Genomic DNA, 25,123 nt, shown 5'->3' with positions numbered 1-25,123 from the left:
ACCGGCACCGGCTGGTGCGCGCGGCGGCGCGGCCTAGGTTGCGACCCGACCGCATTGAGGAGACGCCCATGTTCTACCGCCCGGCCGAGGGCCACGGCCTGCCGCACAACCCCTTCGGCGCCATCGTCGCGCCGCGCCCCATCGGCTGGATCTCGACCCGCGGGACGGATGGTCGCGACAACCTCGCGCCCTATTCCTTCTTCAACGCCGTCGCCTACACGCCGCCGCAGGTCATGTTCTCGACCACCGGCGGCAAGGACGACCGCGATTTCGGCAAGGACAGCCTTGCGAATGCGAAGGACACCGGCGTCTTCTGCGTCAATATCGCGGGCTACGCGCTGCGCGAGGCGATGAACGTCAGCTCAGGCTCCTTCGCCGCCGACCGGGACGAGTTCGCCGAGGCCGGCCTCGAGAAGGCGGACTGCGCCGAGATCGACTGCCCGCGCGTTGCCGCCGCCCCCGCCGCGCTGGAATGCCGCCTGCTGCAGATCGTCGAGTTGAAGGGGGGCGCGAGCCGGATGGCCATCGGCGAGGTGGTCGGCGTGCATATCGACGATGCCGCGCTGGTCGAGGGGCGGCTGGACGTCACCCGCTACCGCCCCCTCTCGCGGCTGGGCTACAACGATTATGCCAGCGTCGCCGAGGTCTTCGAGATGGTGCGCCCCGGCTGATCAGCCCGCGGCGGCCAGAAGCTCCCTTGTATAGGCGTGCTGCGGCGCGTCGAAGACCTGCGCCGCCGGCCCCGCCTCGAGCACGTCGCCCGCACGCATCACCATGATCTTGTGGCTGAGAGCGCGCACCACCGCGAGATCGTGGCTGATGAAGAGATAGGCGAGGCGGTACTTTTCCTGAAGGGCGCGCAGCAGGTCGACGATCTGCGCCTGCACCGTCTGATCGAGGGCCGAGGTCGGCTCGTCCAGCACCATCAGGCGCGGCCGCAGGATCAGCGCCCGCGCGATGGAGATGCGCTGCCGCTGCCCCCCCGAGAACTCGTGCGGGTAACGGTCCATCAATGCGGGATCGAGGCCGACCTCGCGCAGGATCTCGGCAACCATCTCGCGCCTGTCGCGGCCCTTCTCTACGCCGTGCACGCCCAGCCCCTCGGCCACGATCTGGGCCACGGTCATCCGCGGGCTCAGGCTGCCGAAGGGGTCCTGGAAGACGATCTGCATCTCGGAGCGCAGGGGCCGCAACTGCCGCTCTGCCAGCCGCTCGATGGGGCGCCCGTCGAAGCGGATCGCCCCCTCGCTGCCGACCAGCCGCATCACCGCCAGCGCCAGCGTCGTCTTGCCCGAGCCCGACTCGCCGACGACGCCGACGGTCTCGCCCTCTCGCACCGTGAGGGTCGCGTCGTTCACGGCCTTGATATGGCCGACCGTCCGCTTCAGCAGGCCGCGCTGCACCGGGAACCAGATGCGCAGCCCCTCCGTCTCGAGCACCGTCTGCGCGCCCTCCGGCACCGGCGCGGGCAGGCCCGTCGATCCGGCGGCGAGCAGCATCTGCGTGTAGGGATGCTGCGGGTTCGAAAAGATCTCGGCGGTCGGCCCCTGCTCGACGATCTCGCCGTCCTTCATCACGCAGACCCGGTCTGCGATGCGCCGCACGATGCCAAGGTCATGGGTGATGAACAGAAGGCTCATCCCCTCGCGCGTCTTCAGATCGGCCAGCAGCTCGAGGATCTGCGCCTGGATCGTCACGTCCAGCGCCGTCGTCGGCTCGTCCGCGATCAGCAGATCCGGCCCGTTCGCCAGCGCCATGGCGATCATCACGCGCTGCCGCTGCCCGCCCGAGAGCTGGTGCGGATAGCTCGCCAGCCGGCTTTCGGGATCGCGGATGCCGACCTCGTCCAGCAGAGACACGACGCGGTCCCGTGCCGCGGCGCCGCGCAGGCCCGAGTGCAGCTCGATCGATTCGCGCAGCTGCCGCTCGATGGTGTGCAGCGGGTTGAGCGAGGTCATCGGCTCCTGAAAGATGAAGCTGATGTCGTTGCCGCGCACGGCCCGTAGCTCGCGCTCGGGCGCGCCGACCATCTCGCGCCCCTCGTAGCGCACGCTGCCCGACAGCTGCGCGGTATCGCCCAGAAGCTGCACGGTAGAGAGCGCCGTGACCGACTTGCCCGAGCCGCTTTCGCCCACCAGTGCCACCGTCTCGCCCCGGCCGACCTGAAAGCTGACGCCGCGCACCGCCTGCACGAGGGCGCCGTCCTGCCGGAAGGCGATGCGCAGGTTTCGCACGTCGAGGATGGGGTCTGTCATCGGGCCTCCGCCGCGGCCTCGGCATCCTGCGCCGCGACCTCTTCGCTTTCGGGTTGGACCTTCGTGCCGCCGGTGAAGACCTTGCGCGGGTCGAAGGCGTCGCGCACCCCCTCGAAGATGAAGACCAGCAGCGAGAGCATGATCGCGAAGGTGAAGAAGGCGGTGAAGCCCAGCCATGGCGCCTGCAGGTTCTGCTTGGCCTGCAGCGTCAGCTCGCCCAGCGAGGGGGCCGATGAGGGCAGGCCGAAGCCGAGGAAATCGAGCGCGGCCAGCGATCCGATCGCGCCGGTGACGATGAAGGGCAGCATGGTCACCGTCGCCACCATGGCATTGGGCAGCATGTGCCGCCGCATGATCGTGCCGTTCGACACGCCCAGCGCCTTTGCCGCGCGGATGTATTCGAAGTTGCGGGCACGCAGGAATTCCGCCCGCACGACGCCGACAAGCGCGGGCCAGCCGAAAAGCACCGACAGTAGGACCAGCAGCCAGAAGCCCCGGTCGAAGATCGCGAAGACGATGATGATGACGTAGATCGACGGAAGGCCGGTCCAGACCTCGATGAAGCGCTGGAAGATCAGGTCGGTCCAGCCGCCGAAGTAGCCCTGAACCGCCCCGGCCGCGACGCCCAGCACGCTGGCGCAGGCGGTCACGATCAGCGCGAAGAGGATCGAGAGGCGGAAGCCGTAGATCACCCGCGCCATCACGTCGCGCTTGGTGTCGTCGGTGCCCAGAAGGTTGTAGCCGCGCTGGTCCGCGGGCAGCAGGCCGAAATGCCCCTCGCCCGCCGCGTCGGTCCAGCTGCCGATCACGTTCGGCGCCGCCGGGGCCACGCCGGGCCGGTCGACGATGGTGTCGAAGGCATAGGGGATCGGCGGCCAGATCATCCAGCCGGGTTCGAACTGCGCGGGATCGCCGTCGAGGATCTCGGGCGTCTCGCCCTGCTCGACGGCCGCGATCATCCTGTCCGGCTCGTAGAAGCAGTCCTCGATCCCGCCGGTGACGATCAGGCACTGCACCTCGGGATCGGCATAGACCGCCTCGGTCGGGAAATCGCCCCCGAAGGCCCGCTCGGAGTAGAACTCAAGCACCGGAAAGCGCCATTCGCCCCGGTAGGAGACCATGAGCGGCTTGTCGTTCGCCAGCACCTCGGCAAAGAGCGACAGCACGAAGAGCACGCCGAAGATCATCAGGCTGACAAAGGCCCGGCGGTTGCCGCGGAAGTTGCGCCAGCGGCGCCGCGTGAGGGGAGAGACGCGCATCAGCCCCGCCTTTCGAAGTCGATGCGCGGATCGATCAGCACATAGGTCAGGTCGGTCAGGATGCCGACCACGAGGCCCAGCAGCGAGAACGCGAAGAGCGTGCCGAAGACCACCGGGTAATCGCGCTGCAACGCCGCCTCGTAGCCCAGCCGCCCGAGGCCATCGAGGCTGAACAGCGTCTCGATGATCAGCGACCCGCCGAAGAAGACGCCGATGAAGAGCGCCGGAAAGCCCGAGATCACGATCAGCATCGCGTTGCGGAAGACGTGGCCGTACAGCACCCGGTTCTCCGTCAGCCCCTTGGCGCGGGCGGTCATCACGTACTGCTTCTTGATCTCGTCGAGAAAGCTGTTCTTGGTCAGCAGCGTCAGCGTCGCGAAGGCCGAGATCGTGCTCGCCAGCACCGGCAGCGTGATGTGCCAGAAGTAGTCCGCGATCTTGCCCAGCAGGCTCAGGCTTTCCCAGTTGTCGCTGGTCAGCCCCCGCAGCGGGAAGATGCGCCAGTAGCTGCCCCCCGCGAACAGGACGATCAGCAGGATCGCGAAGAGAAAGCCGGGGATCGCGTAGCCGACGATGATCGCGCCCGAGGTCCAGGTGTCGAAGCTGGAGCCGTCGCGCATCGCCTTGCGGATGCCCAGCGGGATCGAGATCAGGTAGGCCAGAAGGGTCGACCACAGCCCCAGAGAGATCGAGACGGGCATCTTTTCCAGCACGAGATCCACCACCGAGATGGAGCGGAACCAGCTTTCGCCGAAGTCGAAGCGCAGGTAGTTCCACATCATCTCGCCGAAGCGCTGGAGCGGCGGCTTGTCGAATCCGAACTCCCGCTCAAGCTCGGCGATGAACTCGGGCGGCAGGCCGCGGGCGCCGACATACTGGCTCGACCCCGTGCTGCCGGCGCCGGCGCCGATGCCGGTGTCGTCCATGACCGGGCCGCTGCCGCCGCCCGAGATGCCCTGAAAGACGTCTCCGCCGCCTTCCATCTGGGCGATGATCTGTTCGATCGGCCCGCCCGGGATGAACTGGATCAGGGCAAAGTTCAGCACCATGATCCCGAGCAGGGTCGGGATCACCAGAAGTAGGCGGCGTAGGATATAGGCAGCCATATCAGCGCAGGGCGCCCGCCTCGCGCAGGTCCTGCGCGGCCGCCTCGTCGTACCACCACAGGCTCAGGCTGCCGAGCGCACCCTCGGGCAGGGTCTCGGGATGGCGGTACATGTCGTAGTAAGCGACCCAGAATTCGTCGTTGTACCACTGCGGAATCCAGAACCTGTCCGCCCGCAGAACCCGGTCGAGCGCATGCACCGAGGTGCGCAGCTCGTCCAGCGTCTGGGCCGCGATGACCGGTTCGATCAGCCGGTCGACAGCCGGATTGCGCAGCCGCATCAGGTTGCGCGAGGAGGCGCCGGCGGTGGCGCTGCCGAACCACTGGTAAAGAACGGTGCTGGGCTCCAGCCCCAGGCTGAAGAGCTGGTTGGCAAGGCCGAAATCGCCCTCGTCCCGCCGTGTGACGTATTGCGAGGTATCGACCCGCTCCAGCCGGGCCGCGACGCCGAGACGCTGGAGGTTCTCGATGAAGGGATTCACGATGCGGTCGTATTCGGGGTTGTACTGCAGGATCGTCAGCGTCAGCGGCACGCCGTCCTTGCTGCGGGCGCCGCTCGGGCCGGCTGTCCAGCCCGCCTCGTCCAGCAGGGCCGAGGCGCGCCTGAGGGCCGCGCGGTCCAGCGCCCGCTCGCTCGAGACCGGCGCCATCACCGCCTCGTCTGTCAGGATGCTCTCGTCCAGCAGCCCCTCCTCGACCAGAGGCTGCAGCAGTGCCACCTCGCCCTCGGAAGGGGTGCCCACTGCCTCGAGGTCCGAGTTCTGCCAGAAGGAGTTCACGCGGGTGTTCAGCCCGTAGAACAGGGACTTGTTGGACCATTCGAAATTGAACATCAGGCCCACGGCCTCACGCACGCGGATGTCCTGCCACTGCGGCTCGTCGAGGTTGAAGGTGAAGCCCAGCGCGGAGGCCAGCCCTTCGTTAGGCAGCGCCTCGGTGACGACCCAGCCGTTCTCGACCGCCGGAAACTCGTAGCCGGTGGCCCAGAGACGTTCGGAATTCTCGGAGCGGAAGGTGTACTCGCCCGCCTTGAAGGCCTCGAAAGCGGCGGTGGAATCGGCGAAATACTCGATCCGGATGGTGTCGAAGTTGAACTGGCCGATGTTGAACTTGTCCTCGGCGCCCCACCAGTCGTCCACGCGGCCATAGGTGATGGACCGGCCGGCATCGAGGCTCTCGATGTCGTAGGGGCCCGTCGCCATGAAGGGCTCGAAGGTGGTGTCGTCGAGACGCGTGCCGCTTTCCTCGAACCAGGCCTTGGAGAAGACGGGCATGCCCCCGGCGAAGGTGACGATGTCGCGCGGCGGGGCGGCCTCGGTGAAGTTGAAGCGGATGCGGTGCGGATCCTCGATCTCGATGCTGTCGATCCAGGAGGAGCGAATGGTCCGGAATTCGGGGATGCCCTGCTCGAGGAACAGCTCGAACGAGAACTTGATGTCCCCGGCGGTCATCGGCGTGCCGTCCCAGAATCGCACGTCGTCGCGCAGGTTGAAGACGACCCAGCTGCGGTCGGCGGGATATTCCAGCGTCGTGCACATGTAGCAGTAGGCGCTGTAGTTGTCGTCCGCCGCGCCGTTCAGCACGCTCTCGTACATCAGGCCCGTCTGGATGCCGACGGCAGAGCCCTTGGTCGTATAGGGGTTCACGCTGTCGAAGACGCCGGGCGACCACTGGCTCATCTCGCCGCCCTTGGGCGCGTCCGGATTGACGTACGCCAGGTGGTCGAAGTCCTCGGGATACTGCAGCTCGCCGAAGTTGGTGTAGCCGTAGGAGACGGTGACATCCTCGCCGCCGCCTTCTTCGGCCTGCGTGGCCGCCGGGTCCGCCTCCTGCGCCGGGACAGGCTGCGAGGAGAGGGCGTAGACCCCGATCGCGGCGAGGGCGGGGGCAAGGGTGCAGGCGCGTCGGGCGGCAGACGACATGAGGCGTTCCTTCACACGGGGGGCCATGGGCCCGGGGGCACCGGATGACGGGCAGGCTAACGACGCCTGCGCCCGGTGTTCAAGTTGCGAATGCGTGAAAGGATCAGGCGCGCCGTTTGGTTAACCAAATGCAAAGAAGGCGCCCGCGGGCGCCTTCGAACCAAGCAGCCTTGCCCGCGGGCGGGGTCAGCCGCCGGGGTTCGTCTCGAGCCAGGCGATCAGGTTCACCCGGTCCTCGGCGCTGGGCAGGCCGGCGTAGGTCATCTTGGTGCCGGGCGCGTAGCCGCGCGGATCGTGCAGGAACTCGAAGATGTGCTCGGGCGTCCATTCGTCCACGACCTCTTCGAGGGCGCCGGAATAGGCGTAGCCCTCGACGCTGTCGACGGGCCGGCCGACCACGTCGTAAAGCGTCGGGCCGACGCGGTTGTCGCCCGCCTCGAGCGCGTGGCAGGAGCGGCAGTTGCGGAACACCGCTTCGCCGGCAGAGGCATCGGCGCTGGCCCAGAGCTCTTCGAAGGGAACCTCGGGCGCGGCCTCTTCGGCGGCGCCGCCGGTCTCTTCGACGGGGATGATGTAGGCCTGCTCTTCCTCTTCGCCGGGGTGGTGGTGGCCGCCCATGCTGTAGAGCTCTCCGGCGAAGTACCCACCGAGGAGAAACACCAGCAGCGCACCGCAGACGGCGCCGACAAGCTTGGTTCCGGTCATTGTGTCGAACATGTCGCGGTCACTCTTAGGCCCTGTTTCAAGCCTCTTATCCGCTTCCAAGCCTTGGGTGCAAGGTGTAGAGCCGCGACCGATCGACCGCTTTGTCATCAAACGTGGAGGAGACGGGTGTGACAGGCCGCATCGCCTTTCAAGGAGAGCTCGGCGCATACGGTCATCAGGCCTGCACCGAGGCGCAGCCGGGCATGGAGCCCCTGCCCTGCCCCACGTTCGAGGACGCGATCGACGCGGTGCGCCGCGGCGAGGCGCAGCTGGGCATGATCGCGGTCGAGAATTCCACCTATGGCCGTGTGGCCGACGTGCATCAGCTGCTGCCCGAAAGCGGGCTGCACATCACCGGCGAGGCCTTCGTGCGGGTGCATATCAACGTGCTCGGACCGCGCGGCGCGCGGCTGGACGGGCTGCGGCGGGTCCGGGCGATGGATATCCTCTTCGGCCAGGCACGCGGCTTCCTGCGCGAGCAGGGCCTCGAGACGCTGAAATGGGCCGACAACGCCGCCGCCGCGCGCGAGGTGGCGACGCTGAACGATCCGGCCGAGGGCGCGATGGGATCGGAGCTGGCGGCGCAGGTCTACGGCCTCGACGTGCTGGCCCGCCATGTCGAGGATCACGACCGCAATACCACCCGTTTCCTGATGATGGCGCGCGATCTCGACCTGCGCCGGCGCGGGAAGGGGCCGATGATGACCAGTTTCGTCTTTCGCGTGCGAAACATCCCGGCCGCGCTCTTCAAGGCGATGGGCGGCTTCGCCACCAACGGCATCAACATGACCAAGCTGGAAAGCTACATGGTCGGCGGCAATTTCACCGCAACCCAGTTCTATGCCGAGGTCGAGGGCCATCCCGACGACCGCGCGATGCAGCTGGCCTTCGAGGAACTGGACTATTTCACCGATCACCTGCGGCTGATGGGCGTCTTCCCCGCCGACCAGCGCCGCTACGAGGTGGCGCGGGGCTAGGCCGCCGCCCTCGGGCGCCCTTCGCCCGCCAGGCCGCGGCGATCTCCTGCCCCTGCGCCTGAACCCGGTCGGAAAAGCGCCGCTCGAGGTTGCCGCGCGCCAGCTTCAGCGATTGCAGCATCAGCCGCGCGGACATGGAGGTCGGCTCAAGCACCAGCTCGACGCTCAGCGCGCAGCGGGCCGCATCGAGCGGGCGCAGCGCCAGGACGAAATCGCCGACGAAGCCGCCGCTGTCGACAGAGAGGCCGTAGCCGGCGGGCGGATCCCACTGCGTCAGCTCCGCGCCGACCTCGCGATGGCGACCGCGAAAGGCGACCTCGCCGTCCCAGCGCGTGCCCAGAAGCCCCTGCTCCGCCGGCTGGCGCTGGAGTTGGGCCCCTCGGGCGCGAATGGCCTCCTCGAACCGGGCGAAATCCGACAGCTGGTCGAAGGCGAACTGCTGCGGGGCGGCAATCTCGGTCTTGGCGGCAAACTTCATGGTCTCTCCGGGTCGTGCCGCCTCAATCTAGGCGGTCCGCCAGCCAGTTCCACAGCAGGAAGCCGGCAATCGCGCTGTGCCGCGGCGTCCGGATCTCCGGATCGCGTCCGGCGAAGATGCGGGCCAGCCGCTCCTTGTCGACCCAGAGCGCCTCGACGATCTCGGTGGGATCGGGGGTGATCTCCTCGCTCAGCGCCTCGGCGTGGCAGCCGATCATCAGGTTAGCCGGGAAGGGCCAGGGCTGGCTGGAGAGGTAGTCGACGCGCCCCAGCTGCACCCGCGTCTCTTCCCAGACCTCGCGCCGGACCGCGGCCTCGACGGTCTCGCCCGGCTCGACGAAACCCGCGAGCAGCGAGAACATGGTCTCGGGAAAGCGCGGGCCGCGCCCCAGCAGCACCCTGTCGCCGCGGGTGACGAGGGTGATGACCACCGGATCGGTGCGCGGGAAATGATGCGTGCCGCAGGCCGGGCAGTCGCGCTGCCAGCCGGCCATGCGCGCCGCGCTTTCGTGACCGCAGCGGGCGCAGAAGCGGTGCGAGACGTGCCAGTCCAGCACCGCCTTGGCCGCGGCGGCCTGCCCGGCCTCGGCGGCATCCAGCTCGGCCATCACCGCGCGCAGCGCCGTGAAGGCGGCGCCGGGCAGATCGGGATGCGGGACGGCATCGGGCAAGGCCCCGTCGCGCAGGGTGGGATCGGCGGCCTCCTCAGGCCCCTCCGGCGGCTGCCAAGCGCCCAGATCCAGCGCCCAGACCCCCTCGCCCGCCTCGAGGCCGAGGAACAGCTCCTGCGTCGCCTCGGGCAGCACCGGGTGCCCGGCCGGGAGCCGCACCAGCCCGCCCTCCCGCACCAGTGGCCGCCCCTGCCAGAAGACGATCCAGCGCGCCCCGGGGCGGCCCGCCAGCGCCCGCAGCGCAGCCTCGTCCCCGCGCAGCTCGGCGGCGCGGGCAAGGCCCGGCCAGGGCGCGGAGGCAGGCGCGGCCTCGCCGAGGCCGCCGAAGGTCACAGTCTCGGCCAGTTTCACCGCGGCAGTTCCTTTTCAAAAAGTGCACATTCCGGCGGCACGTGCCTTTCCGGGATGAAAATTACCCGCTATGGTTGAACGCCTAGGCCGCAGCGAGAGAGTTCCAGCCAGTGTTGTTACAGCACGAGCCACAGCGTCCGAGCAAGCTCGGCACCGAGATCGAGCTGTGCGTTCTGTCGACGACCGACCTGCATGGGCATGTCATGCCCTATGACTATCTCGCCGACCGGCCGGCCTCGGATCGCGGCCTTGCCCGCACCGCCTTGCAGATCCGCAAGGAGCGGAAGCGCCGCGCCAACACGCTGCTGTTCGACACCGGCGACATGCTGCAGGGCAATCCGCTGGCCGATCTCGTCGCCGCCGATGCGGGCTCGGGGCTGGCGCATCCGATGATCGCGGCGATGAACGTTTTGGACTACGATGCCGCCACGCTGGGCAACCACGATTTCGCCTATGGCCTGCCCTTCCTGCGGCGGACCGTGGCGCAGGCGCGGTTTCCGATCATCTGCTCCAACCTCGTGCCGACGCGCGCCTCCTCGGGCTGGCCGCTGCGCCGCAGCGTGGTGATCGAACGCGAGATGCGCGCCAGCGATGGCAGCCGCCAGCCGCTGCGCATCGGGCTCGTCGGGTTCGCCCCGCCGCAGAGCGTGGCCTGGTCGCGCCACCAGCTCGAGGATGCGATCGCCAGCCGCGACATCGTCGACTCGGCCCGCGAGGAGGTGCCGCGGCTGCGCGCGCTGGGGGCCGACCTCGTTGTCGCGCTGGTCCACAGCGGCATCGGCCCGGTCACCCATCAGCCGGGGATGGAGAACGCCGCGATCCCCCTCGCCGCCGTCGAGGGAATCGACATGCTGCTGCTGGGGCACACGCATCTCACCTTCCCCGGCCCGATGGCCCGCTCCGCCGGCGTCGTCGATGCCGCCCGCGGCCTGCTGCACGGCAAGCCGGCGGTGATGCCGGGCTTCTTCGGCTCTCATATCGGGGCGCTCGACCTGGTGCTGGAGATGACGGAGCGGGGCTGGCGCACCCGGACAGAGGCCGCGCGGCTGATCCCTTCGGCCGAGAGCGACGAGAGTCGCGCCGCGGAGACCGGGACCAGCAAGGCGCTGCCCCGCATCGACGCCGCCGTCGGCGCCTGCGTCGCCTGCTGCCACCACCGCACCCTCAACCTCGTGCGCACGCCGATCGGCCGAACCGAGGCACGCCTGCACAGCCACTTCGCGCTGGTCGGGCCCGATGCCACGCTCAGCCTGCTGGCCGATGCGATGCGCGACCGCGCCCGGCACCTGCTGACGGGCCAGCCCGAGGCCGCGCTGCCGCTGGTCGTCGCCGTCTCGCCCTTCCGCTCCGGCGGGCGGGCCGGGCCGGGCAACTACATCGACATCCCGTCCGGCCCGCTGCTGATCCGCCACGCCCACGAGCTGTATCCCTTCGCCGACCGGCTGAAGGTCAGCTGCGTGCGAGCCAGCGTCCTCAGCGACTGGCTGGAATGGTCGGCGCTGGCCTTTCTGCCGATCACCCGAGGCCGGATGGACCAGCCGCTGCTGGATCTCAGCCGCCCGAGCTACCGCTTCGACGTGCTCGACGGCCTGACCTACGAGATCGATCCCAGCGCCTCGCCCGGCGGTCGCGTCGGCCCGATTTCCTGGCGCGGGCGGGTGCTGGACCCGGAGGAGCGCGTGGTGATCGCCAGCAACGATCACCGCCATGCGCCGGGGCATCCAGCGGCCCCGGCCCTGCGCTCTGGCGAGATCGTCGAGGATGGCGGCCGCCTGCCCGAGATCCTGCGCCGCCACATCGCCGCCGCGCCGCTGCGCCCCGATCCGCGCCAGGTCTGGCGCTTTGCCCCCCTGCCCGGCACCGGCGCCTGGTTCGACAGCGGCCCGGGCGCCGTCAGCCGGCTGGAGGAGGCGCCGGTCCGGCTGTGCCCCACCTCCGGCGGGCGCGACGGCTTCTCGCGCTTCGTGCTGCACTTCGACACGCCCGCGCTCGACAGCAGGGCGGCGCGCGGCTAGGCCCGGACCCGAGCAGACCGCGAGGATCCGATGCCGCAGCGCCCCGACCCCCTACCCTTCGATGCCATCGTCTTCGACCTCGACGGCACGCTCGTCGACACCGAGACCCTCTGCAACGAGACCGGCATCGCCGCCCTGCGCGATCAGGACGTCGATCTGCCGATCAGCTTCTTCGAGGCGCTGGCCGGCATTCACGACGCCGAGCGCATGCGCCGGGTCGAGGCCGAGATTGGCCGCGAGATCGACCGCGAGCGCTTCCTGCGCGACTGGGACGCGAGGACCGAGGCCCGGCTCGAGGACGAGGGGCTGCCGCTGCTGGGCGGCGCGCAGGCGCTGATCGAGGCGGCCCATGCCGCGGGCCTGCCGATGGCCATCGCCACCTCCTCGCGCCGCAACATGGCCGAGGTGAAGCTGCGCCATGCCGGTCTCGGGCGCTGGATCGAGACCCTCGTCAGCGTCGACGACATCGCAGAGGCCAAGCCCGCGCCCGACGCCTATCTCGAGGCCGCGCGCCTGCTGGGCGTGGCGCCCGACCGATGCCTCGCCTTCGAGGACAGCGGCACCGGGGCGCAGGCCGCTCATTCCGCCGGCCTGACGGTGGTGCACATGCCGCCGCCGGGCGAGGCGGCGCTGCGGCAGGCGCATTACGCAGCGCGGGATCTGGCGGAGGGCGCCACGGCCGCGGGGCTGGGCCCGCTCCTCGCTGCGAAAGACCAACTGCACGACACTTAGGCACAGGCGGGCCGCAGCGCCTTCTCCTTGGGCATCGCCAGACCGCGATCCGCTGGGCGCAGTGCCGGTCTGGCGGGGCCGAGACGCGGGGGCGCAGGATCGTCGGGACCGATCTGCCGAAGGATGATCCCATGACCCTGATCCGCCCTCTTGCCGCCGCAGCCGCGCTCGCCGCCCTCGCGGGCCCGGCCCTCGCGCAGGAGACCGCGATGCCCTTCGCGCTCGACTGGGTCTTCGAGGGGCCCGCGGCGCCCTATTTCCTGGCCATCGACAACGGGCATTTCGCCGACGCGGGCCTAGAGGTCGAGATCACCGCCGGCTCCGGCTCGCTCGACGCGATCCCCAAGGTCGCGACAGGCGCCTACCCGGTGGGCTTCGCCGATCTGAACAGCCTGATGCGCTTTCTCGACCAGAACCCCGGCGCGCCGGTGGTGGCGGCGATGATGATCTACGACGCCCCGCCCTTCGCGGTGATCGGCCGCAAGAGCCTTGGCATCGAGGAACCCGCCGACCTCGACGGCGCGACCCTCGGCGCCCCGCCGCCCGACGGCGCCTGGGCGCAGTTCCCGATCTTCGCCGCCGAGACCGGCCTCGACATGGACAGCATCACCGTCGAGCCCGTCGGCTTCCCGACGCGCGAGCCGATGCTGGCCGCCGGCGAGGTCGATGCGATCACCGGCTTTTCCTTCACCTCGACCCTGAACGCAGAGCGTCTTGGCGTGGCGCCCGAGGATCAGACCGTGATGCTCATGGCCGACTACGGTCTCGCGCTTTACGGCAACGCGATCCTCGTCAACACCGACTTCGCGGCCGAGAACCCCGAGGCGGTCGAGGGTTTCCTCGCCGCCGTGGCAGAGGGCTGGCAGGATGCCATCGACGACCCCGAGGCCGCAATAGAGGCCCTGCTGGAGCGGAACTCCGCCGCAGATGCCGACCTCGAGCAGCGCCGGCTGGAGCTGTCGATCCGCGACAACGTGCTGACGGATTGGGTGGCGCAGAACGGCTTCGGCATCATCGACCCCGCCCGCATGGAAGAGGCGATCGCCCAGACCGAAACGGTCTACGACTTTCAGGAAACGCCCGAGGCTGCGACCTTCTTCGACGCGACCTGGCTGCCCGAGGGCGGCTTTGACCTGAGCGAGTGAGGCCGGGGGCTCCTTCCCTCGCCGCTCCCGCCGACCACTGGGGTCGGGCCTCACGGCCCGGCCCCGCTGTCACCAGTCCCGCCGAAAGCGCCCGATGCCCGACCTGATCGAGATCACCGACGTCCGCCACGCCTACAAGACCCCGGCCGGCCCGCTGCCCGTGCTGGACGGGCTGACCCTCTCGGTGCCCGAGGGCGCCTTCGCCGCCGTCGTCGGCCCCTCGGGCTGCGGGAAATCGACGCTGACGCGGCTGGTCGCCGGGCTGATGCGCCCCGACGCGGGCGAGGTGCGGCTGCACGGCAGCCCGGTCACCAGCCCGCGCAGCACAGTCGGCATGGCTTTCCAGAACCCCGTCCTGCTGGAATGGCGCAGCATCCTCGACAACGTGATCCTGCCGCTCGAGATCGTTGCCCCGCGCATGCCGCGCCGGGACCGCGTCGCACGCGCGATGGAGCTTCTCGACCTCGTCGGGCTGGCCGGCTTCGAAAACAAGCGCCCGTCGGAGCTGTCTGGCGGGATGCGCCAGCGCGCCTCGCTCTGCCGCGCCATCGTGCACCGGCCCGAGGTGCTGATCCTCGACGAGCCCTTCGGCGCGCTCGACAATTTCACGCGCGAGGACCTGTGGCAAACGATGCGCGACCTGCGCCGGCAGGAGCCCTTCACAGCCATCCTCATCACCCATGACCTGCGCGAATCGGTTTTCCTCGGCGATCAGGTCGTCGTCCTCTCGGGGCGCCCGGCGCGCACGCAATACGTCCTCGATGTCGATCTGCCCGCCGACCGAGAGATCGACATCCTCTACCAGCCCAAGGCGGGCGAGATGCTGCACCTGCTGCGCGACCAGATCCGCATCGCCCAGGGCCGCGGCCCAGCGCAGGAGGCCGCGTGATGCTGCGGCAGATCGGCGTGCCCGTCCTCGCCCTCCTCGTCTTCTGCCTCGCCTGGGAGGCGCTGGTGCAGGTGAACGGCTGGCCGAACTACGTCATGGCCTCGCCCTCGGACCTGCCGGCAGCCTACGCGCGGTTCTGGGATCTCTTCCTCCTCGGCGCCTGGCAGACGCTCTGGCGGACCGTGGCGGGGCTGGTGCTGGCGGTGATCGGCGGCATGATCCTCGGGATGATCATGGGCTTCTCGCGCGTGGCCAACGACGCGCTCTACCCGCTGCTCGTCGGCTTCAACGCGATCCCCAAGGCGACGCTGGTGCCGGTGCTGGCGCTGCTTTTCATCGGGCAGCACGATTTCAACACGGTGCTGATGGCCTTCCTGATCAGCTTCTTCCCGATCGCCGTCTCGGTCGGGATCGGCCTGTCGACGCTGGAGCCGGAGTATCGCGACATCCTGCGCGCGCTCGGCGCCAGCCGGATGGCGATCTTCCGGAAGATCGCCCTGCCCAAGACCCTGCCGGAGTTCTTCGGGGCGCTAAAGGTCGCCGTGACCCTTGCCTTCATCGGCACCAACCTCGTCGAGATCGTCAGCCCGCATGGCAAGGGGCTGGGGGCGCTGTTCCTCTCGGGGCAAACGAACTCGAACTACCCGCTGATGTTCGCGGTGCTCATCGCCCTCGCCGTGCTGGGGATCCTGCTCTACTACGGCGTCGTCTGGCTGGAGCGGATCTTTGCCGGCTGGGCGGTGCGGCCCGCGGGCTAAAGCGGGCCCGACTGCCAGAGGCTGACGCTCAGCCCGCCATGCGGCACGGAGGGGCCTGCGGGCTGCAGCGGGATCCCCACAGCCTTCGCGAGCCCCGGCTCCGAAGTGACGAGGCCCAGCCGCCAGCCGGCAAAGCGCTCCTTCAGCACCCCGCCCAGCGCGGCATAAAGACCGTAGAGCATCTTCTTGTTGCCGATCCGCCCACCATAGGGCGGATTGACCATGACAAGACCCGGCGGCCCCTCGGGCGGCACGATCTCCGACACGGCCTTCCGCTCGAAGAGCACGGCCTCGCCCAGCCCCGCCCGCGCGGCATTGGCCGTGGCACTGGCCACGGCGCCCTGGTCGCGGTCAGAGCCGCGAAAGGCCGGCAGCACTTCGGGCGCGGCCCGCGTCATCTCCACCTTCAGCGCCTCGAAGGCGCGGGCATCGAAGCTGGGAAAGGCCTGAAAGCCGAAATCGCGCGCCCGGCCCGGCAGCAGGCCTGCCGCGATCTCCGCCGCCTCGATCGGGAAGGTGCCCGATCCGCACATCGGATCGAGAACCGGCTGCGTGCCGTCGTAGCCCATCTGCATCAGGAAGGCGGCGGCCATGGTCTCGCGCAGCGGCGCCTTGCCCACGGCCTGTTTCAGCCCGCGCCGGTGCAGCGGCGCGCCAGAGGCGTCGAGGCTGAGGGTGACGAGGTCATCCTCGATCCGGGCGAGGATCTTCAGCGGCTCCTCCCCCTCGGCGGGTTTCTCCGGCGCGCCCATCGCCTCGCGCGCGGCGGTCCCGATGCGCTGGGCCGCGGCCCGGTCGTGGTAGATCTTCGAGCGGCGGCAGGTCGCCTCGACGCTCAGCGCGCGCCCCTTCGGCAGCAGCGCCGGCCAGTCCAGCTTTCGCGACCGCTTGTCGAGCTGCGCGAGATGCATGGCCCGGAACTCCGCCACCCGCACCAGCACCCGCCCGGCCGTGCGCAGGCCCAGATGCGCCCGCCATACCGCGGGCCAGCCGCCGCGGATCGTCACGCCGCCCGCCTCGACCCGGCAGGGCCCAAGGCCCAGCGCTTGCGCCTCCTCGGCCAAAACAGGCTCCAGCCCCGGAAGGGCGGTCAGGAAAATCTCGAACTCCATCCCAGCGCCCTAGCGCCCGGCGCCCCCTGCCGCCAGCCCCCCTCTTCTCTATTCAAATATCCCGGGGGAGGCTCGGCGCAGCCGAGGCGGGGGCAGCGCCCCCTGCCCGGCCGTTGTTTGCGCATTGAAGCGGCGGCAGGTTCCGACTGCCAGCTACCTTGACGGCGGGCAACGCCTCCACTGACGCCAGATGCGGCAAAGGCCCGCTCCGCGCCCAATCTGCCGCGCGCGGCCCGCTCAGACGTGGTGACGAAAGCCCTCTACGAGAGCATCCACGAGAAGGCGCACCCGGCGTGGAACGACTTCGTTGGGTGGACGCAAAAGCGAGATTGCGGATCGGTCGCTGCGCTCTTCGGCTTCGCTCAACAAAGCCAGGAGCCGGCCTGCGACGATATCGTCGGCGACGAGAAAAGAGGGCAGTCGGGCGATGCCCAATCCCCTGAGGCAGGCGGCGTGCAAGGCATCGAGTGAATTGCAACTGAATCCACGCCCCAAGTCGGTGGGAGAGTCTCGGTCACCCATCAGCCTCCAAGCGTTGAATGGTCCCGAGACGTTCAAGGTCAGGCAGGCGTGTCCGGAAAGGTCTTCCGGCACGGTTGGCGCACCGCGTCGCTCCACGTAATCGGGTGAGGCGCAGATGATCCGCCTGTTGTCAGCCAGCCGCCTGGCGATCAGGCTGGAGTCAGGCAGGACAGCGCTGCGCACCGCCAGATCATACCGGTCTTCGACCAGATCGACGAGCGCGTCGGTCAGCGTAAGATCGATGTCCACATCCGGATAGCTCTCCGAGAAATCGAGGACGATGGGTAGCACCTTACGTCGCCCAAGTGCGGTCGAAGCCGTCATGCGGATCGGTCCGCGGATCGCCCCCGTGCCTTCGGCGATGTCGTTCTCGACCTGAGTCAATCTCGCCAGGATATCCTTCGTCCCCGCGGCATAGGTCCGACCGGCCTCCGTCAGCGTCATGCGGCGAGTGGTCCGGACGAAGAGAGGGGCACCGATCCGCCCTTCCATCTGCGAGATACGCTTGCTGACTGCAGAGGGTGTTACGCCGAGCTGCCGGGCGGCACCCGCAAAGCTTCCCGCATCGAGGATCGCGTGGAAGAGGTCGAGCTCACCATCCTGCGCCATTCGTTCTCTCAGTTCACGTTACCCGGTCCATTAGACTGGATTATCACGCTTCCATCAGCATGTCAGTCATCGGTCGTTCCACAAAGGAAGGAATCGCCCGTGCCTCTGTCACTCTACGCAGCCAGCGCCTCTGCTGGCGAAGACCGCAATCCGCTCTTCACTCCCCTGCGCCTTCCCTGCGGCGCGGTTCTTCGAAATCGCATCATGAAATCCGCGATGTCCGACCGTCTGGCAGACGGGAGCGGTCATCCGACGGACGCCCAGGCCGCCCTCTATCGCAAATGGTCTCAGGGCGGCGCGGCCGTCTCCATCATCGGCGAAGTTCAGGGCGATGCGCGGTTTCCGGAAGCTGCGGGAAACCTCGTGCTCGATGGCGAGTCCGACCTGAACCGGTTCGCTCGATTGGCGCGCGAGGGCATGAGGGGGGGCGGTCAGCTCTGGCTTCAGCTCGGCCATGCAGGCGCACTGACCGATCCGGCGATTGGGACACCGAAGGGGCCGAGCGCACTGGATCTGCCGGAACTGTCCTCTGTCGCTCTGAAGGCGGACGAGATCGCCGCCCTTCCGGCACTGTTCGCGCGCACGGCGCGCCTTGCCCAGGTTGCCGGCTTCGGGGGCGTCCAGCTGCATGCGGCGCATGGCTTCCTTCTGAGCCAGTTCCTCTCGCCGCTCTTCAACCGGCGGGAGGATGCGTATGGCGGCTCAATCGAGGCGCGTATGCAGATTGTGCTCGAGATCGTCGATGCCGTCCGCGCAGCCGTTGGACCGGCCTTTCCCATCGCGATCAAGATCAACGCAACAGACCGGCTGGATGGCGGATTGACCGAGACGGACGCCCTGAAATTCGTCGCGGCACTCGAGCAGTCCTCCATCGACCTCATCGAGATCAGCGGCGGCACCTACTTTCCAGGGGCACCGGCAACCTCGGAGCATCGCGGATCCGGTGCGTACTTTGCTTCGTTCGCCCGATCCGCGCGGTCCATGACGGCAAAACCTCTGCTTCTGACCGGGGGGATCAAGACCATGGACCAAGCGGAAAAGATCATATCAGAGGGCACCGCCGACGGCGTGGGCCTCGCGCGCGCCTTCGCGATCATACCGGAGGTCACCAACCTCTGGCGGCGCGGCGAAGCAACGGCACCCGCCTTCCCGCGCTTCACTTCACCTCCGGAAGGAGGCGTGACCGCCTGGTATACGATGCGCTTGGCGGAGATCGCCGAGGATATGGACCATCTTTCCGGCAATAATCTCGATCAGGCCGTGGTCACCTACACCGATCGTGAACAGCGAAAGGCCGATACTTGGCGCAGCCATTTTGACTACGTTTGATCAACGAGGGTTGCAGCAATAGCAGCAGCTTCGCCCGGCATAGCCGCCCTGCACGCGACGTGCATTGAAGGCCTGCATGCCTGCGTGGGCAGGAGGAAAGTCGCCCGCCTTAGAACCGACAGTAATCATGTCACGGCGCCCAAGTGCAGGCGACGGTGCGCATGCTGCCTTCGGCAGCGGAAACGCCTCAGCACGGAATGCTGGTGATGCGCCTGTCCGCCGCCGCCGTGGTCTCATCTCCGACACCGCCTGGCAGCAAGCTGCAGTGGTCCGCCTCGATCACGGCCCCGAGGCCGTGCGCCGCCTTTTCATCGGGAGTCAGCACGATCCGGTGGATCAGCACGGCGAGGAACTCGCGTGCTTGCTCGACGAGGTCAGGGTCGCCCAGCAGCATCTCCATTCGCTCGACGGCCCGAGCGTAGACCTGGGCGATATCGACCTGCACTGAATCTCGGGCGGAGAGGCGGGCCCTGGCCTTGGCGAGACCGTCCTCGACTGCCGTGATCTCGGCGTCCAGTTCCTCGGTCCGCGCCTTGAACAAGGCATAGGGAGCGCCCTGCTCGATCGAGGTCATGATCCCGGCGAGGCGGGACCGAGCCTCGCCGCGCGCGCCTTCCAGCCGGGTGATCTCGCCCTCGATGTCGATGGCGCCGAGCTTCTCGCGCTCGGCGGTGACGGCGGCCTGGAAGCGGGCGGTGGACTCGGGCGACAGGAACGCCTCGCGCAGGCGACCGAAGACACGGGCCTCGATCCGCTTTTGCGAGATCGCGACGTAATTGGTGCAGGCGCCCTTGCGCGCTTCGCCGCATTTGAAGCTGGTGCGGCTGTGCTTGACGTAGGGCTTTCCGCAGCAGCCGCAGATCAGCAGGCCGGAGAAGAGATGCCGACTGCGCCGCGCCGCGACCGGGTTGGCGGCTGCTCTGCACCGGGTGCTGCGGCGGGCCAGCTCCGCCTGCACGGCGTCCCAAAGCTCCTGCGGCACGATCCGCAGCTGCGGGATCTCGATCTCCACAACCTCTGTCGGCGTCTGCTTGGTGCGCTTGGCGCCGGTCTCGGGGTGGTAGCTGCGCGTGGTTGCACGGTGTCGAGGATCGCGGCGCGGCTCCGCCGGGCCTGGCCGAGCGCGAGTTCGACGAGGGCGGTCAGCCGGCCGGCTGAGCAGGAAACGGTCCAGTCCCCCCCCTCATGCCGCGCCTCCCGCGCGGATCATCTGCTTCGGCCTGCGCCGCTCGACCACGACAGGCGCCATGCGCCGCCGCCGGCGATCCGCGAACATCTCGGCTGCCATGTCGCGCTCTGCCTGGATGCGGGCGCGCACCACGAGCAGCCGTTCGGCCGGGCCGCCGGACAGCTGGCCGAGAACGGGGGAGCCGGTGCCGCGGCAGCTGGCGAAGCCGGAGTTGTCGAGAGAGACCATCAGCCGCCGCTTGCCGATGAAGCGCGTGGGACGGTCGAGGCCGAAGGTGGCGTGGTCCTCATGGTGCAGCGCATGCACCTCGTAGCCCCAGTTGGCCCGGCGCGGTGAGCTGGTGCCATAGGCGAGGAGAGCGAAACGCTGTCCCGCCATCTCCTCGATCTCGAGGACGAGGCAGGGCCGCGCCTTTAGCCTGTCCCCCGGCCCGGCCTCCCGAACCGGGAAGCGGAAGCTGACGATATCGCCGGGCGACAGGTGGTCCTGCCACGCGGGCGTCATCGCGAGAATGGTGGTGGTGCTGTCGAGCATTGTCGGGTCCTTGATTGTGAATGTCCGACGCGCGCGATCTGTCCCTTACCTCTTTCGGCCGGGACCTTCCGCCGTGCGCGTCACGAGACGCGCGCACGGCGGAAGGGGTTGGCCCTGCTACCTTTGCCATGCCGTTGCTCCATGCGCTGGTGGGAGAGGGTCGAGAGGGCGTCCCTCTCGACCCCGCAGGGAAGCGAGCCGAAGGGGCTCGGGGAGAGGTGCGGAACGATCTCCCCGGGAGTGGGGGAGGTTCGGAGGGTGAGCGGCGGCCAAGCATCCGTCCGGTGGACGGGTGCCGCCGCGAGCGTGGAGCGGCATCCTCCGGGAGCCTGGGGGTGAGCCATGGCCGCGATCCGTCCGGGGGAGGGATCGCAATGGCGAACGGGGAGTGCGGAACGCCCCCGAGCCCGTCGGGAGACGCCGAGAGGTGCAGGAGAACGGCGCGTGTCCTCCTGCCCTGGGTGTCCAGAGGGGCGGTTCACCCCATGGTCCGGCTGAAAGCCCCTGGCGGGTTCGGGAGGGCGGAGCGTCTCCCGAGCGGCGCGCCAGCGGCGCCGGGGTGCAGGGGCTCGCCCCTGCCGAACGGGTAGCCCGAGCACAAAGGCGCGGCACGCGCCAACTGCGCGGGCTACTTAGTGAGTAGACACCCCCGCGCAGCTATCGCTGCGGCAGGCGTTGGCCCGGACCCTAAGCGATTGCTCTCGAACGGACGCTTCGTCCTGTTGGACCGCTAGAGGCAGGTAGCGCGCTACAAAGCCAAGGAATCGAGTGCTCAAAAACGCTTGGCTATTGTGGCTCACACCAACCGCGAGAGCGGACCTTGGCTGGGCCCGCCCCGAAGGTCGCGGAAGGGCGGAAAGCGGTCCTTCGCTGCGCCTAGCCCGAAGGTCGCGGAAGGGCGGCAAGCCGACCTTCGCCGCGGGCGCGAGGTAGGTCCCGGAAGGGCGGCAAGCGGTCATCCGGTTCACGAGACATGAGCGCCCGATCGGGCGGAGAAGTAAGCTACATTTAACGATGATTCACGACTTCCTTGTTGGCAAGTATTGACTGGCGACGGCGATACTGTGCGAGAGCGAGGTAATCTGGACGCGCGGCCTTAGGCCTTACTGTGGCCGCAATAGGCAAATTGCGTCTTATCTAGTTGTGATGTTGCTTTGCGAATTGGCACGAGTACGTAGACCTGGGCATTTGTAATAATCCGCGGATTTTGATACACTGGAACTAAGGGGATTTATTGAAACTAATGCGAGGATATGGCGGTCGTGAACCTATCGTCCACTCACGCAGAAGGAATATATCTCATAGTTACGAGCAGGAAGGACTCGGCTTCAGCGGGCTCTGAGGTGGCTTAGTTTGATATGTTGATACCATTGGGAAACTCATTTACACAAGGTCAGCGACTTTCTTCACTCGCCTAGTATGGATGCGAACCCACAGCTTTATAGAAGGTCTATAAATTGCCTAAACAAATTGCGCTTTTCAATCACAAGGGTGGAGTCAGTAAGACTACAACGGCTTTTAACCTTGGATATATGCTGGCTCAGAAAGGAAAAAAGGTTCTTTTGGTTGACTGTGATCCTCAGTGTAATCTGACCGGCATGTTTATGGGATTCACTGCGGCTCACGAATTGGAGCAACTGTATAGGGGGAAAGGCATAAAGAACATTCGTGACGGTCTGGCGCCAGCTTTTGAATCGAAACCCATCCCGTTGGCGCCAGTCGAGTGCCAGAGCTTAGAAGATCAGGAAAACCTTTTCTTGCTCCCAGGTCATATTGGGCTTGCTGAGTACGAAACAACTTTAGGGATTGCGCAAGAGCTATCTGGATCGTTGCCGACGCTTCAGAATCTTCCCGGGGCCATGCCGCATCTTTTTAGGATAACGGCAGAAGCAGTTGGAGCCGACATCATCATCGTAGATATGTCTCCAAGTCTCGGCCCGATAAATCAAAATCTATTAACGACAAGCCACTTTTTTCTCGTGCCTATGGCGCCAGACTATTTCTCTGTCATGGCCATCGATTCACTAGCAAATGTGCTTCCGAAATGGCGCGAGTGGCTTACACGCGCCCTAGCAATCAGCACTCTTCAAGATGCAACCTATCCACTTCCTGATGTTGGGCCCAAATTTTTAGGCACAATTATCCAAAAGTATCGGCTTCGTAGTGGCAATACGGCAAGTACGGCTTTTCAAAAATGGATTGATGAAATCGTTGATAAAACTGCATCTGTTTTGATCCCAACCCTCAAGAAGTCTGGGATGTTGCTGAACGAGGAACGTTACACAAGGGCGGGAATTTCTGCTGGGGGTCCTATTCTGCAGATGTCCGACTTTAATGGGCTCATCGCGCAGTCTCAGAAACACAGCTCTCCGGTATTCGCTTTAAGTGATGCGCAGTTGGAGCAAAGTGGAATTGTTTTAGAGCGAATAAAGAAATCCATGGATCGATTCAACAAGCTTTTTTCAGAAGCAGCTGACAAAATAATTATGCTGATTGATTGAATCAGATGAGTCGCTACTTCGACGCGTACCTTGAGAACGCTCAGAGAGTTCGCTCTCTGATTGGGTTCCACGACTCGATGTCAGCGAACTTAACGAGTGCCGTTGACATTTCTGACATTCTTCGTGCCGCTCATGTGTTGTCAGTGAGTGCCCTGGATAGCTTTATACATGAATTGGTTCGAGCAGCTCTGATGGACATCTTTGACGGCAAGAGAGCTGACGTGCCTGGCTACTCTAGGCTTCGAGTAAACTTGGGTAACTTCACCGGATATACCAACATTTCCGGTTCCCGCAATAACGTTGAAAATGACATTCGTGTACAACATGGCTATTTGGCCTTCCAGCATCCAGACAAAATCGCTGATGCTGTTCGTTGTGTCTCAGAGGTAAAGCTTTGGGATGAAGTTGGGTCTATACTTAGTGAGCCTGCCAAACAGGTTAAACAACATCTAATTCTAGTAGTCGAGCGTCGAAATAAGATTGCTCATGAGGCTGACATTGATCCAACTTTTGGAGTTCGTTGGCCCATCCGTTCCGATGATGTCTTGGGTGTCGTGGAGTGTGTCGATAGAATTTCTGGGGCAATTGATCAGATTGTTGACTTGTAAAACTATTTGACCGATTTGATTATTTCGCAAAGAGGGCCTTAATGAAATCCGCACTTGCGCGACTTTATGATTTTGAGGTTTCAACTTTGGTATGGGCGAGGGTGGGTGCACTTCTGTCGCCGGTCCCAGTGTTGAATTGAGGCGGTGGGCAATGGGCGGGTTTTCTGAAAGAATGCTATAGGGCCCGAAGCGGCAGTGTCGGGACAGGGTTATGAACGGCGGGTTCAGGGCGGGAGCGGGCCAGGTTGCGCAGCTGGGTTTAGGTCCGCAATGGGCCGTGAGCTACGGCGCACTTGGGGCAACCACGCGTGTGCCTTGTGCTGCGCTGCCGCAAGTCCGCTTCGAGCCCTTTCCTGACGGTCTTGTCTTGGGCTAAGGCAATGCATGTCTAGCAAAAGCCTTCCGGTCCGAAAGCGTGTCTCGTTCATCTACAGGACATTCGGCGCGCCACATACGACGCTTGAAATGCTCGATCGCGAGCTGCCGCCACGCGCCCCTGGGACACTTCGCGTGAAAGTCTCACATGCGTCGGTCAATCCCTCCGATCTGATCCCGATCACCGGAGCCTATGCACATCGCATTTCGCTGCCGGCCGTCGCGGGATACGAAGGTGTCGGGCGTGTGGTTGAAGCTCCGGAGGCCCTCTCACACATGGTCGGTCGACGTGTCCTGCCGCTGCGGGGAGAAGGCACCTGGCAAACCTATGTCGATTGTCCGGCCCACCATGCCGTGGAGGTGCCCGACACGGTTCCCGACATCGTTGCGGCGCGGGCCTATATCAATCCCATGGCTGCCGCCACGATGCTTCGGCTATGGCCCGCCCGCGGCAAGGTGGTTCTGCTCAGTGGCGCGGGATCTAGCTGTGCCGAACATTTGGGACGGTGGGCCATAGCCCACGGCGCCACGCGTGTCATGGGACTCTATCGTTCGGAGAGCCGGAAGGATCGGTTGCGCCAAGTGGGGATCGAACCGATTTCGACCCAGGATCTCAGTGCCATTTCGAAGGCCTCCGCCTTGGCCGACATTGCCTTCGACTCTCTGGGCGGCGACATCGGGACCCATGTTCTGCAAGGGATGCGCGGGGAGGCGAACTTCGTGGCCTATGGCCTTCTGACGGGCAAACCAGTGACGACCGGAGCCGGGGTCAGGGCGCGCTATCACCGGTTTCACATGCGCGATCACTTCACGGTCTTGGCAGGACTGGGGATGCAGGCCGCGTTCTCCGACATCTGGCCGTTGCTCGAAGGCGCCCCGCCCGCAGAGCCAAGAGTATTCCCCGCCCAGCAATGGCAAGACGCCCTTGCCGAGGCCGAGCGTCCCGGTGGCCAGAAGCCGATACTCGACTTTTGCAGCCTCAACTGAGCAAGGACAGCTTCGTCCGCACTGCCGACCTTGAATCGTTGGAAATGCTGCGGCGAGACCCGAATGGCCGGTTCGCGGAAACCGCACTGCAGCGAT

At 66.5% G+C, this 25,123-nt stretch carries 22 protein-coding genes; 11 read left to right on the top strand and 11 right to left on the bottom strand.

Annotated features, from left to right (window positions below; all coding sequences use genetic code 11):
- The first annotated feature begins 68 nt into the window (after positions 1 to 68).
- Positions 69 to 671 carry a flavin reductase family protein gene (locus tag DFP88_RS10905; RefSeq protein ID WP_110814513.1) on the top strand — a complete coding sequence of 201 codons (603 nt, stop codon included), beginning with the start codon at positions 69 to 71 and terminating at the stop codon, positions 669 to 671.
- On the opposite strand, the gene DFP88_RS10900 is transcribed toward DFP88_RS10905, so the two are convergent.
- The 5 genes from DFP88_RS10900 to DFP88_RS10880 all read right to left on the bottom strand — a co-directional run bounded on the left by DFP88_RS10900 (position 672) and on the right by DFP88_RS10880 (position 7,246).
- A complete protein-coding gene (locus DFP88_RS10900; RefSeq protein ID WP_110814512.1) occupies positions 672 to 2,255 on the bottom strand; it encodes an ABC transporter ATP-binding protein in 1,584 nt (527 codons plus the stop codon).
- Positions 2,252 to 3,514 (bottom strand): ABC transporter permease, encoded by a 1,263-nt coding sequence (locus DFP88_RS10895; RefSeq protein ID WP_110814511.1) that lies wholly within the window; start codon positions 3,512 to 3,514, stop codon positions 2,252 to 2,254. Before DFP88_RS10895 ends, DFP88_RS10900 begins: the two co-directional genes overlap by 4 nt.
- Positions 3,514 to 4,620 (bottom strand): microcin C ABC transporter permease YejB, encoded by a 1,107-nt coding sequence (locus DFP88_RS10890; protein ID WP_110814510.1) that lies wholly within the window; start codon positions 4,618 to 4,620, stop codon positions 3,514 to 3,516. Before DFP88_RS10890 ends, DFP88_RS10895 begins: the two co-directional genes overlap by 1 nt.
- A 1-nt stretch (position 4,621) precedes the next feature.
- The gene (locus tag DFP88_RS10885; protein WP_110814509.1) at positions 4,622 to 6,541 is read right to left on the bottom strand and encodes an extracellular solute-binding protein; all 1,920 of its coding nucleotides are present in this window, start codon (positions 6,539 to 6,541) and stop codon (positions 4,622 to 4,624) included.
- A 186-nt stretch (positions 6,542 to 6,727) separates the two neighbouring features.
- Positions 6,728 to 7,246 (bottom strand): c-type cytochrome, encoded by a 519-nt coding sequence (locus DFP88_RS10880; protein ID WP_245904780.1) that lies wholly within the window; start codon positions 7,244 to 7,246, stop codon positions 6,728 to 6,730.
- A 128-nt stretch (positions 7,247 to 7,374) separates the two neighbouring features.
- Between DFP88_RS10880 and DFP88_RS10875 the strand changes: the two genes are divergently transcribed.
- Positions 7,375 to 8,223, top strand: a complete 849-nt coding sequence (locus tag DFP88_RS10875; protein WP_110814507.1) for a prephenate dehydratase — start codon at positions 7,375 to 7,377, stop codon at positions 8,221 to 8,223.
- On the opposite strand, the gene DFP88_RS10870 is transcribed toward DFP88_RS10875, so the two are convergent.
- Positions 8,153 to 8,701 carry an SRPBCC family protein gene (locus tag DFP88_RS10870; protein ID WP_110814506.1) on the bottom strand — a complete coding sequence of 183 codons (549 nt, stop codon included), beginning with the start codon at positions 8,699 to 8,701 and terminating at the stop codon, positions 8,153 to 8,155. The two genes, DFP88_RS10875 and DFP88_RS10870, sit on opposite strands and share 71 nt — an antisense overlap.
- A 22-nt stretch (positions 8,702 to 8,723) precedes the next feature.
- Entirely contained in the window at positions 8,724 to 9,722 is a 999-nt protein-coding gene (gene nudC / locus DFP88_RS10865; RefSeq protein ID WP_342767716.1) for an NAD(+) diphosphatase, read from the bottom strand.
- A gap of 110 nt (positions 9,723 to 9,832) precedes the next feature.
- Here nudC and DFP88_RS10860 point away from each other — a divergent pair, with 110 nt between their 5' ends.
- The 5 genes from DFP88_RS10860 (at position 9,833) to DFP88_RS10840 (ending at position 15,261) form a co-directional block, all read left to right on the top strand.
- Positions 9,833 to 11,737, top strand: coding sequence for a 5'-nucleotidase C-terminal domain-containing protein (locus DFP88_RS10860; protein WP_146227472.1), 1,905 nt, complete (start codon positions 9,833 to 9,835; stop codon positions 11,735 to 11,737).
- Positions 11,738 to 11,767: 30 nt separating this feature from the next.
- Positions 11,768 to 12,469 (top strand): HAD family hydrolase, encoded by a 702-nt coding sequence (locus DFP88_RS10855; RefSeq protein ID WP_110814504.1) that lies wholly within the window; start codon positions 11,768 to 11,770, stop codon positions 12,467 to 12,469.
- 137 nt (positions 12,470 to 12,606) lie between these two features.
- A complete protein-coding gene (locus tag DFP88_RS10850) occupies positions 12,607 to 13,614 on the top strand; it encodes an ABC transporter substrate-binding protein (RefSeq protein WP_425450835.1) in 1,008 nt (335 codons plus the stop codon).
- A gap of 94 nt (positions 13,615 to 13,708) precedes the next feature.
- A complete protein-coding gene (locus DFP88_RS10845) occupies positions 13,709 to 14,503 on the top strand; it encodes an ABC transporter ATP-binding protein (RefSeq protein WP_110814502.1) in 795 nt (264 codons plus the stop codon).
- Positions 14,503 to 15,261, top strand: coding sequence for an ABC transporter permease (locus tag DFP88_RS10840; protein ID WP_110814501.1), 759 nt, complete (start codon positions 14,503 to 14,505; stop codon positions 15,259 to 15,261). The genes DFP88_RS10845 and DFP88_RS10840 overlap by 1 nt, the downstream gene beginning before the upstream one ends.
- Here DFP88_RS10840 and DFP88_RS10835 read toward each other — a convergent pair.
- The gene (locus tag DFP88_RS10835; RefSeq protein ID WP_110814500.1) at positions 15,258 to 16,373 is read right to left on the bottom strand and encodes a THUMP domain-containing class I SAM-dependent RNA methyltransferase; all 1,116 of its coding nucleotides are present in this window, start codon (positions 16,371 to 16,373) and stop codon (positions 15,258 to 15,260) included. The genes DFP88_RS10840 and DFP88_RS10835 overlap by 4 nt on opposite strands.
- A 237-nt stretch (positions 16,374 to 16,610) precedes the next feature.
- Positions 16,611 to 17,504, bottom strand: a complete 894-nt coding sequence (locus DFP88_RS10830) for a LysR family transcriptional regulator (protein WP_110814499.1) — start codon at positions 17,502 to 17,504, stop codon at positions 16,611 to 16,613.
- Between the two features lie 99 nt (positions 17,505 to 17,603).
- Here DFP88_RS10830 and DFP88_RS10825 point away from each other — a divergent pair, with 99 nt between their 5' ends.
- On the top strand, positions 17,604 to 18,833 hold the full coding sequence (locus tag DFP88_RS10825) for an oxidoreductase (protein ID WP_245904779.1): 1,230 nt from the start codon (positions 17,604 to 17,606) through the stop codon (positions 18,831 to 18,833).
- A gap of 187 nt (positions 18,834 to 19,020) precedes the next feature.
- Here DFP88_RS10825 and DFP88_RS10820 read toward each other — a convergent pair whose 3' ends face one another.
- The gene (locus DFP88_RS10820; protein ID WP_181418623.1) at positions 19,021 to 19,845 is read right to left on the bottom strand and encodes a recombinase zinc ribbon domain-containing protein; all 825 of its coding nucleotides are present in this window, start codon (positions 19,843 to 19,845) and stop codon (positions 19,021 to 19,023) included.
- Positions 19,846 to 20,016: 171 nt separating this feature from the next.
- Positions 20,017 to 20,556, bottom strand: coding sequence for a hypothetical protein (locus tag DFP88_RS10815; RefSeq protein ID WP_110814497.1), 540 nt, complete (start codon positions 20,554 to 20,556; stop codon positions 20,017 to 20,019).
- A gap of 1,457 nt (positions 20,557 to 22,013) precedes the next feature.
- Between DFP88_RS10815 and DFP88_RS10810 the strand changes: the two genes are divergently transcribed.
- The 3 genes from DFP88_RS10810 (at position 22,014) to DFP88_RS10800 (ending at position 25,027) form a co-directional block, all read left to right on the top strand.
- Positions 22,014 to 23,057, top strand: a complete 1,044-nt coding sequence (locus DFP88_RS10810; RefSeq protein WP_110814496.1) for a ParA family protein — start codon at positions 22,014 to 22,016, stop codon at positions 23,055 to 23,057.
- A 5-nt stretch (positions 23,058 to 23,062) separates the two neighbouring features.
- Entirely contained in the window at positions 23,063 to 23,665 is a 603-nt protein-coding gene (locus DFP88_RS10805; RefSeq protein WP_110814495.1) for a HEPN domain-containing protein, read from the top strand.
- 384 nt (positions 23,666 to 24,049) lie between these two features.
- A complete protein-coding gene (locus tag DFP88_RS10800; RefSeq protein ID WP_181418622.1) occupies positions 24,050 to 25,027 on the top strand; it encodes a zinc-dependent alcohol dehydrogenase family protein in 978 nt (325 codons plus the stop codon).
- Positions 25,028 to 25,123 lie beyond the last annotated feature (96 nt).

The sequence above is a fragment of the Pseudoroseicyclus aestuarii genome, assembly GCF_003217255.1.
Classification (GTDB): Bacteria; Pseudomonadota; Alphaproteobacteria; order Rhodobacterales; family Rhodobacteraceae; genus Pseudoroseicyclus; species Pseudoroseicyclus aestuarii.
Note: the sequence above shows the minus strand (reverse complement) of the source record. Positions and strands in the feature narration are given on the sequence as shown.

Coding starts and splice junctions, on each gene's coding strand:
- DFP88_RS10840 (WP_110814501.1), top strand. CDS start 14,503: ATGCTGCGGCAGATCGGCGTGCCCGTCCTCGCCCTCCTCGTCTTCTGC.
- DFP88_RS10900 (WP_110814512.1), bottom strand. CDS start 2,255: ATGACAGACCCCATCCTCGACGTGCGAAACCTGCGCATCGCCTTCCGG.
- DFP88_RS10855 (WP_110814504.1), top strand. CDS start 11,768: ATGCCGCAGCGCCCCGACCCCCTACCCTTCGATGCCATCGTCTTCGAC.
- DFP88_RS10835 (WP_110814500.1), bottom strand. CDS start 16,373: ATGGAGTTCGAGATTTTCCTGACCGCCCTTCCGGGGCTGGAGCCTGTT.
- DFP88_RS10815 (WP_110814497.1), bottom strand. CDS start 20,556: ATGCTCGACAGCACCACCACCATTCTCGCGATGACGCCCGCGTGGCAG.
- DFP88_RS10880 (WP_245904780.1), bottom strand. CDS start 7,246: ATGACCGGAACCAAGCTTGTCGGCGCCGTCTGCGGTGCGCTGCTGGTG.
- DFP88_RS10805 (WP_110814495.1), top strand. CDS start 23,063: ATGAGTCGCTACTTCGACGCGTACCTTGAGAACGCTCAGAGAGTTCGC.
- DFP88_RS10830 (WP_110814499.1), bottom strand. CDS start 17,504: ATGGCGCAGGATGGTGAGCTCGACCTCTTCCACGCGATCCTCGATGCG.
- DFP88_RS10845 (WP_110814502.1), top strand. CDS start 13,709: ATGCCCGACCTGATCGAGATCACCGACGTCCGCCACGCCTACAAGACC.
- DFP88_RS10870 (WP_110814506.1), bottom strand. CDS start 8,701: ATGAAGTTTGCCGCCAAGACCGAGATTGCCGCCCCGCAGCAGTTCGCC.
- DFP88_RS10800 (WP_181418622.1), top strand. CDS start 24,050: ATGTCTAGCAAAAGCCTTCCGGTCCGAAAGCGTGTCTCGTTCATCTAC.
- DFP88_RS10885 (WP_110814509.1), bottom strand. CDS start 6,541: ATGTCGTCTGCCGCCCGACGCGCCTGCACCCTTGCCCCCGCCCTCGCC.
- DFP88_RS10890 (WP_110814510.1), bottom strand. CDS start 4,620: ATGGCTGCCTATATCCTACGCCGCCTACTTCTGGTGATCCCGACCCTG.
- DFP88_RS10895 (WP_110814511.1), bottom strand. CDS start 3,514: ATGCGCGTCTCTCCCCTCACGCGGCGCCGCTGGCGCAACTTCCGCGGC.
- DFP88_RS10905 (WP_110814513.1), top strand. CDS start 69: ATGTTCTACCGCCCGGCCGAGGGCCACGGCCTGCCGCACAACCCCTTC.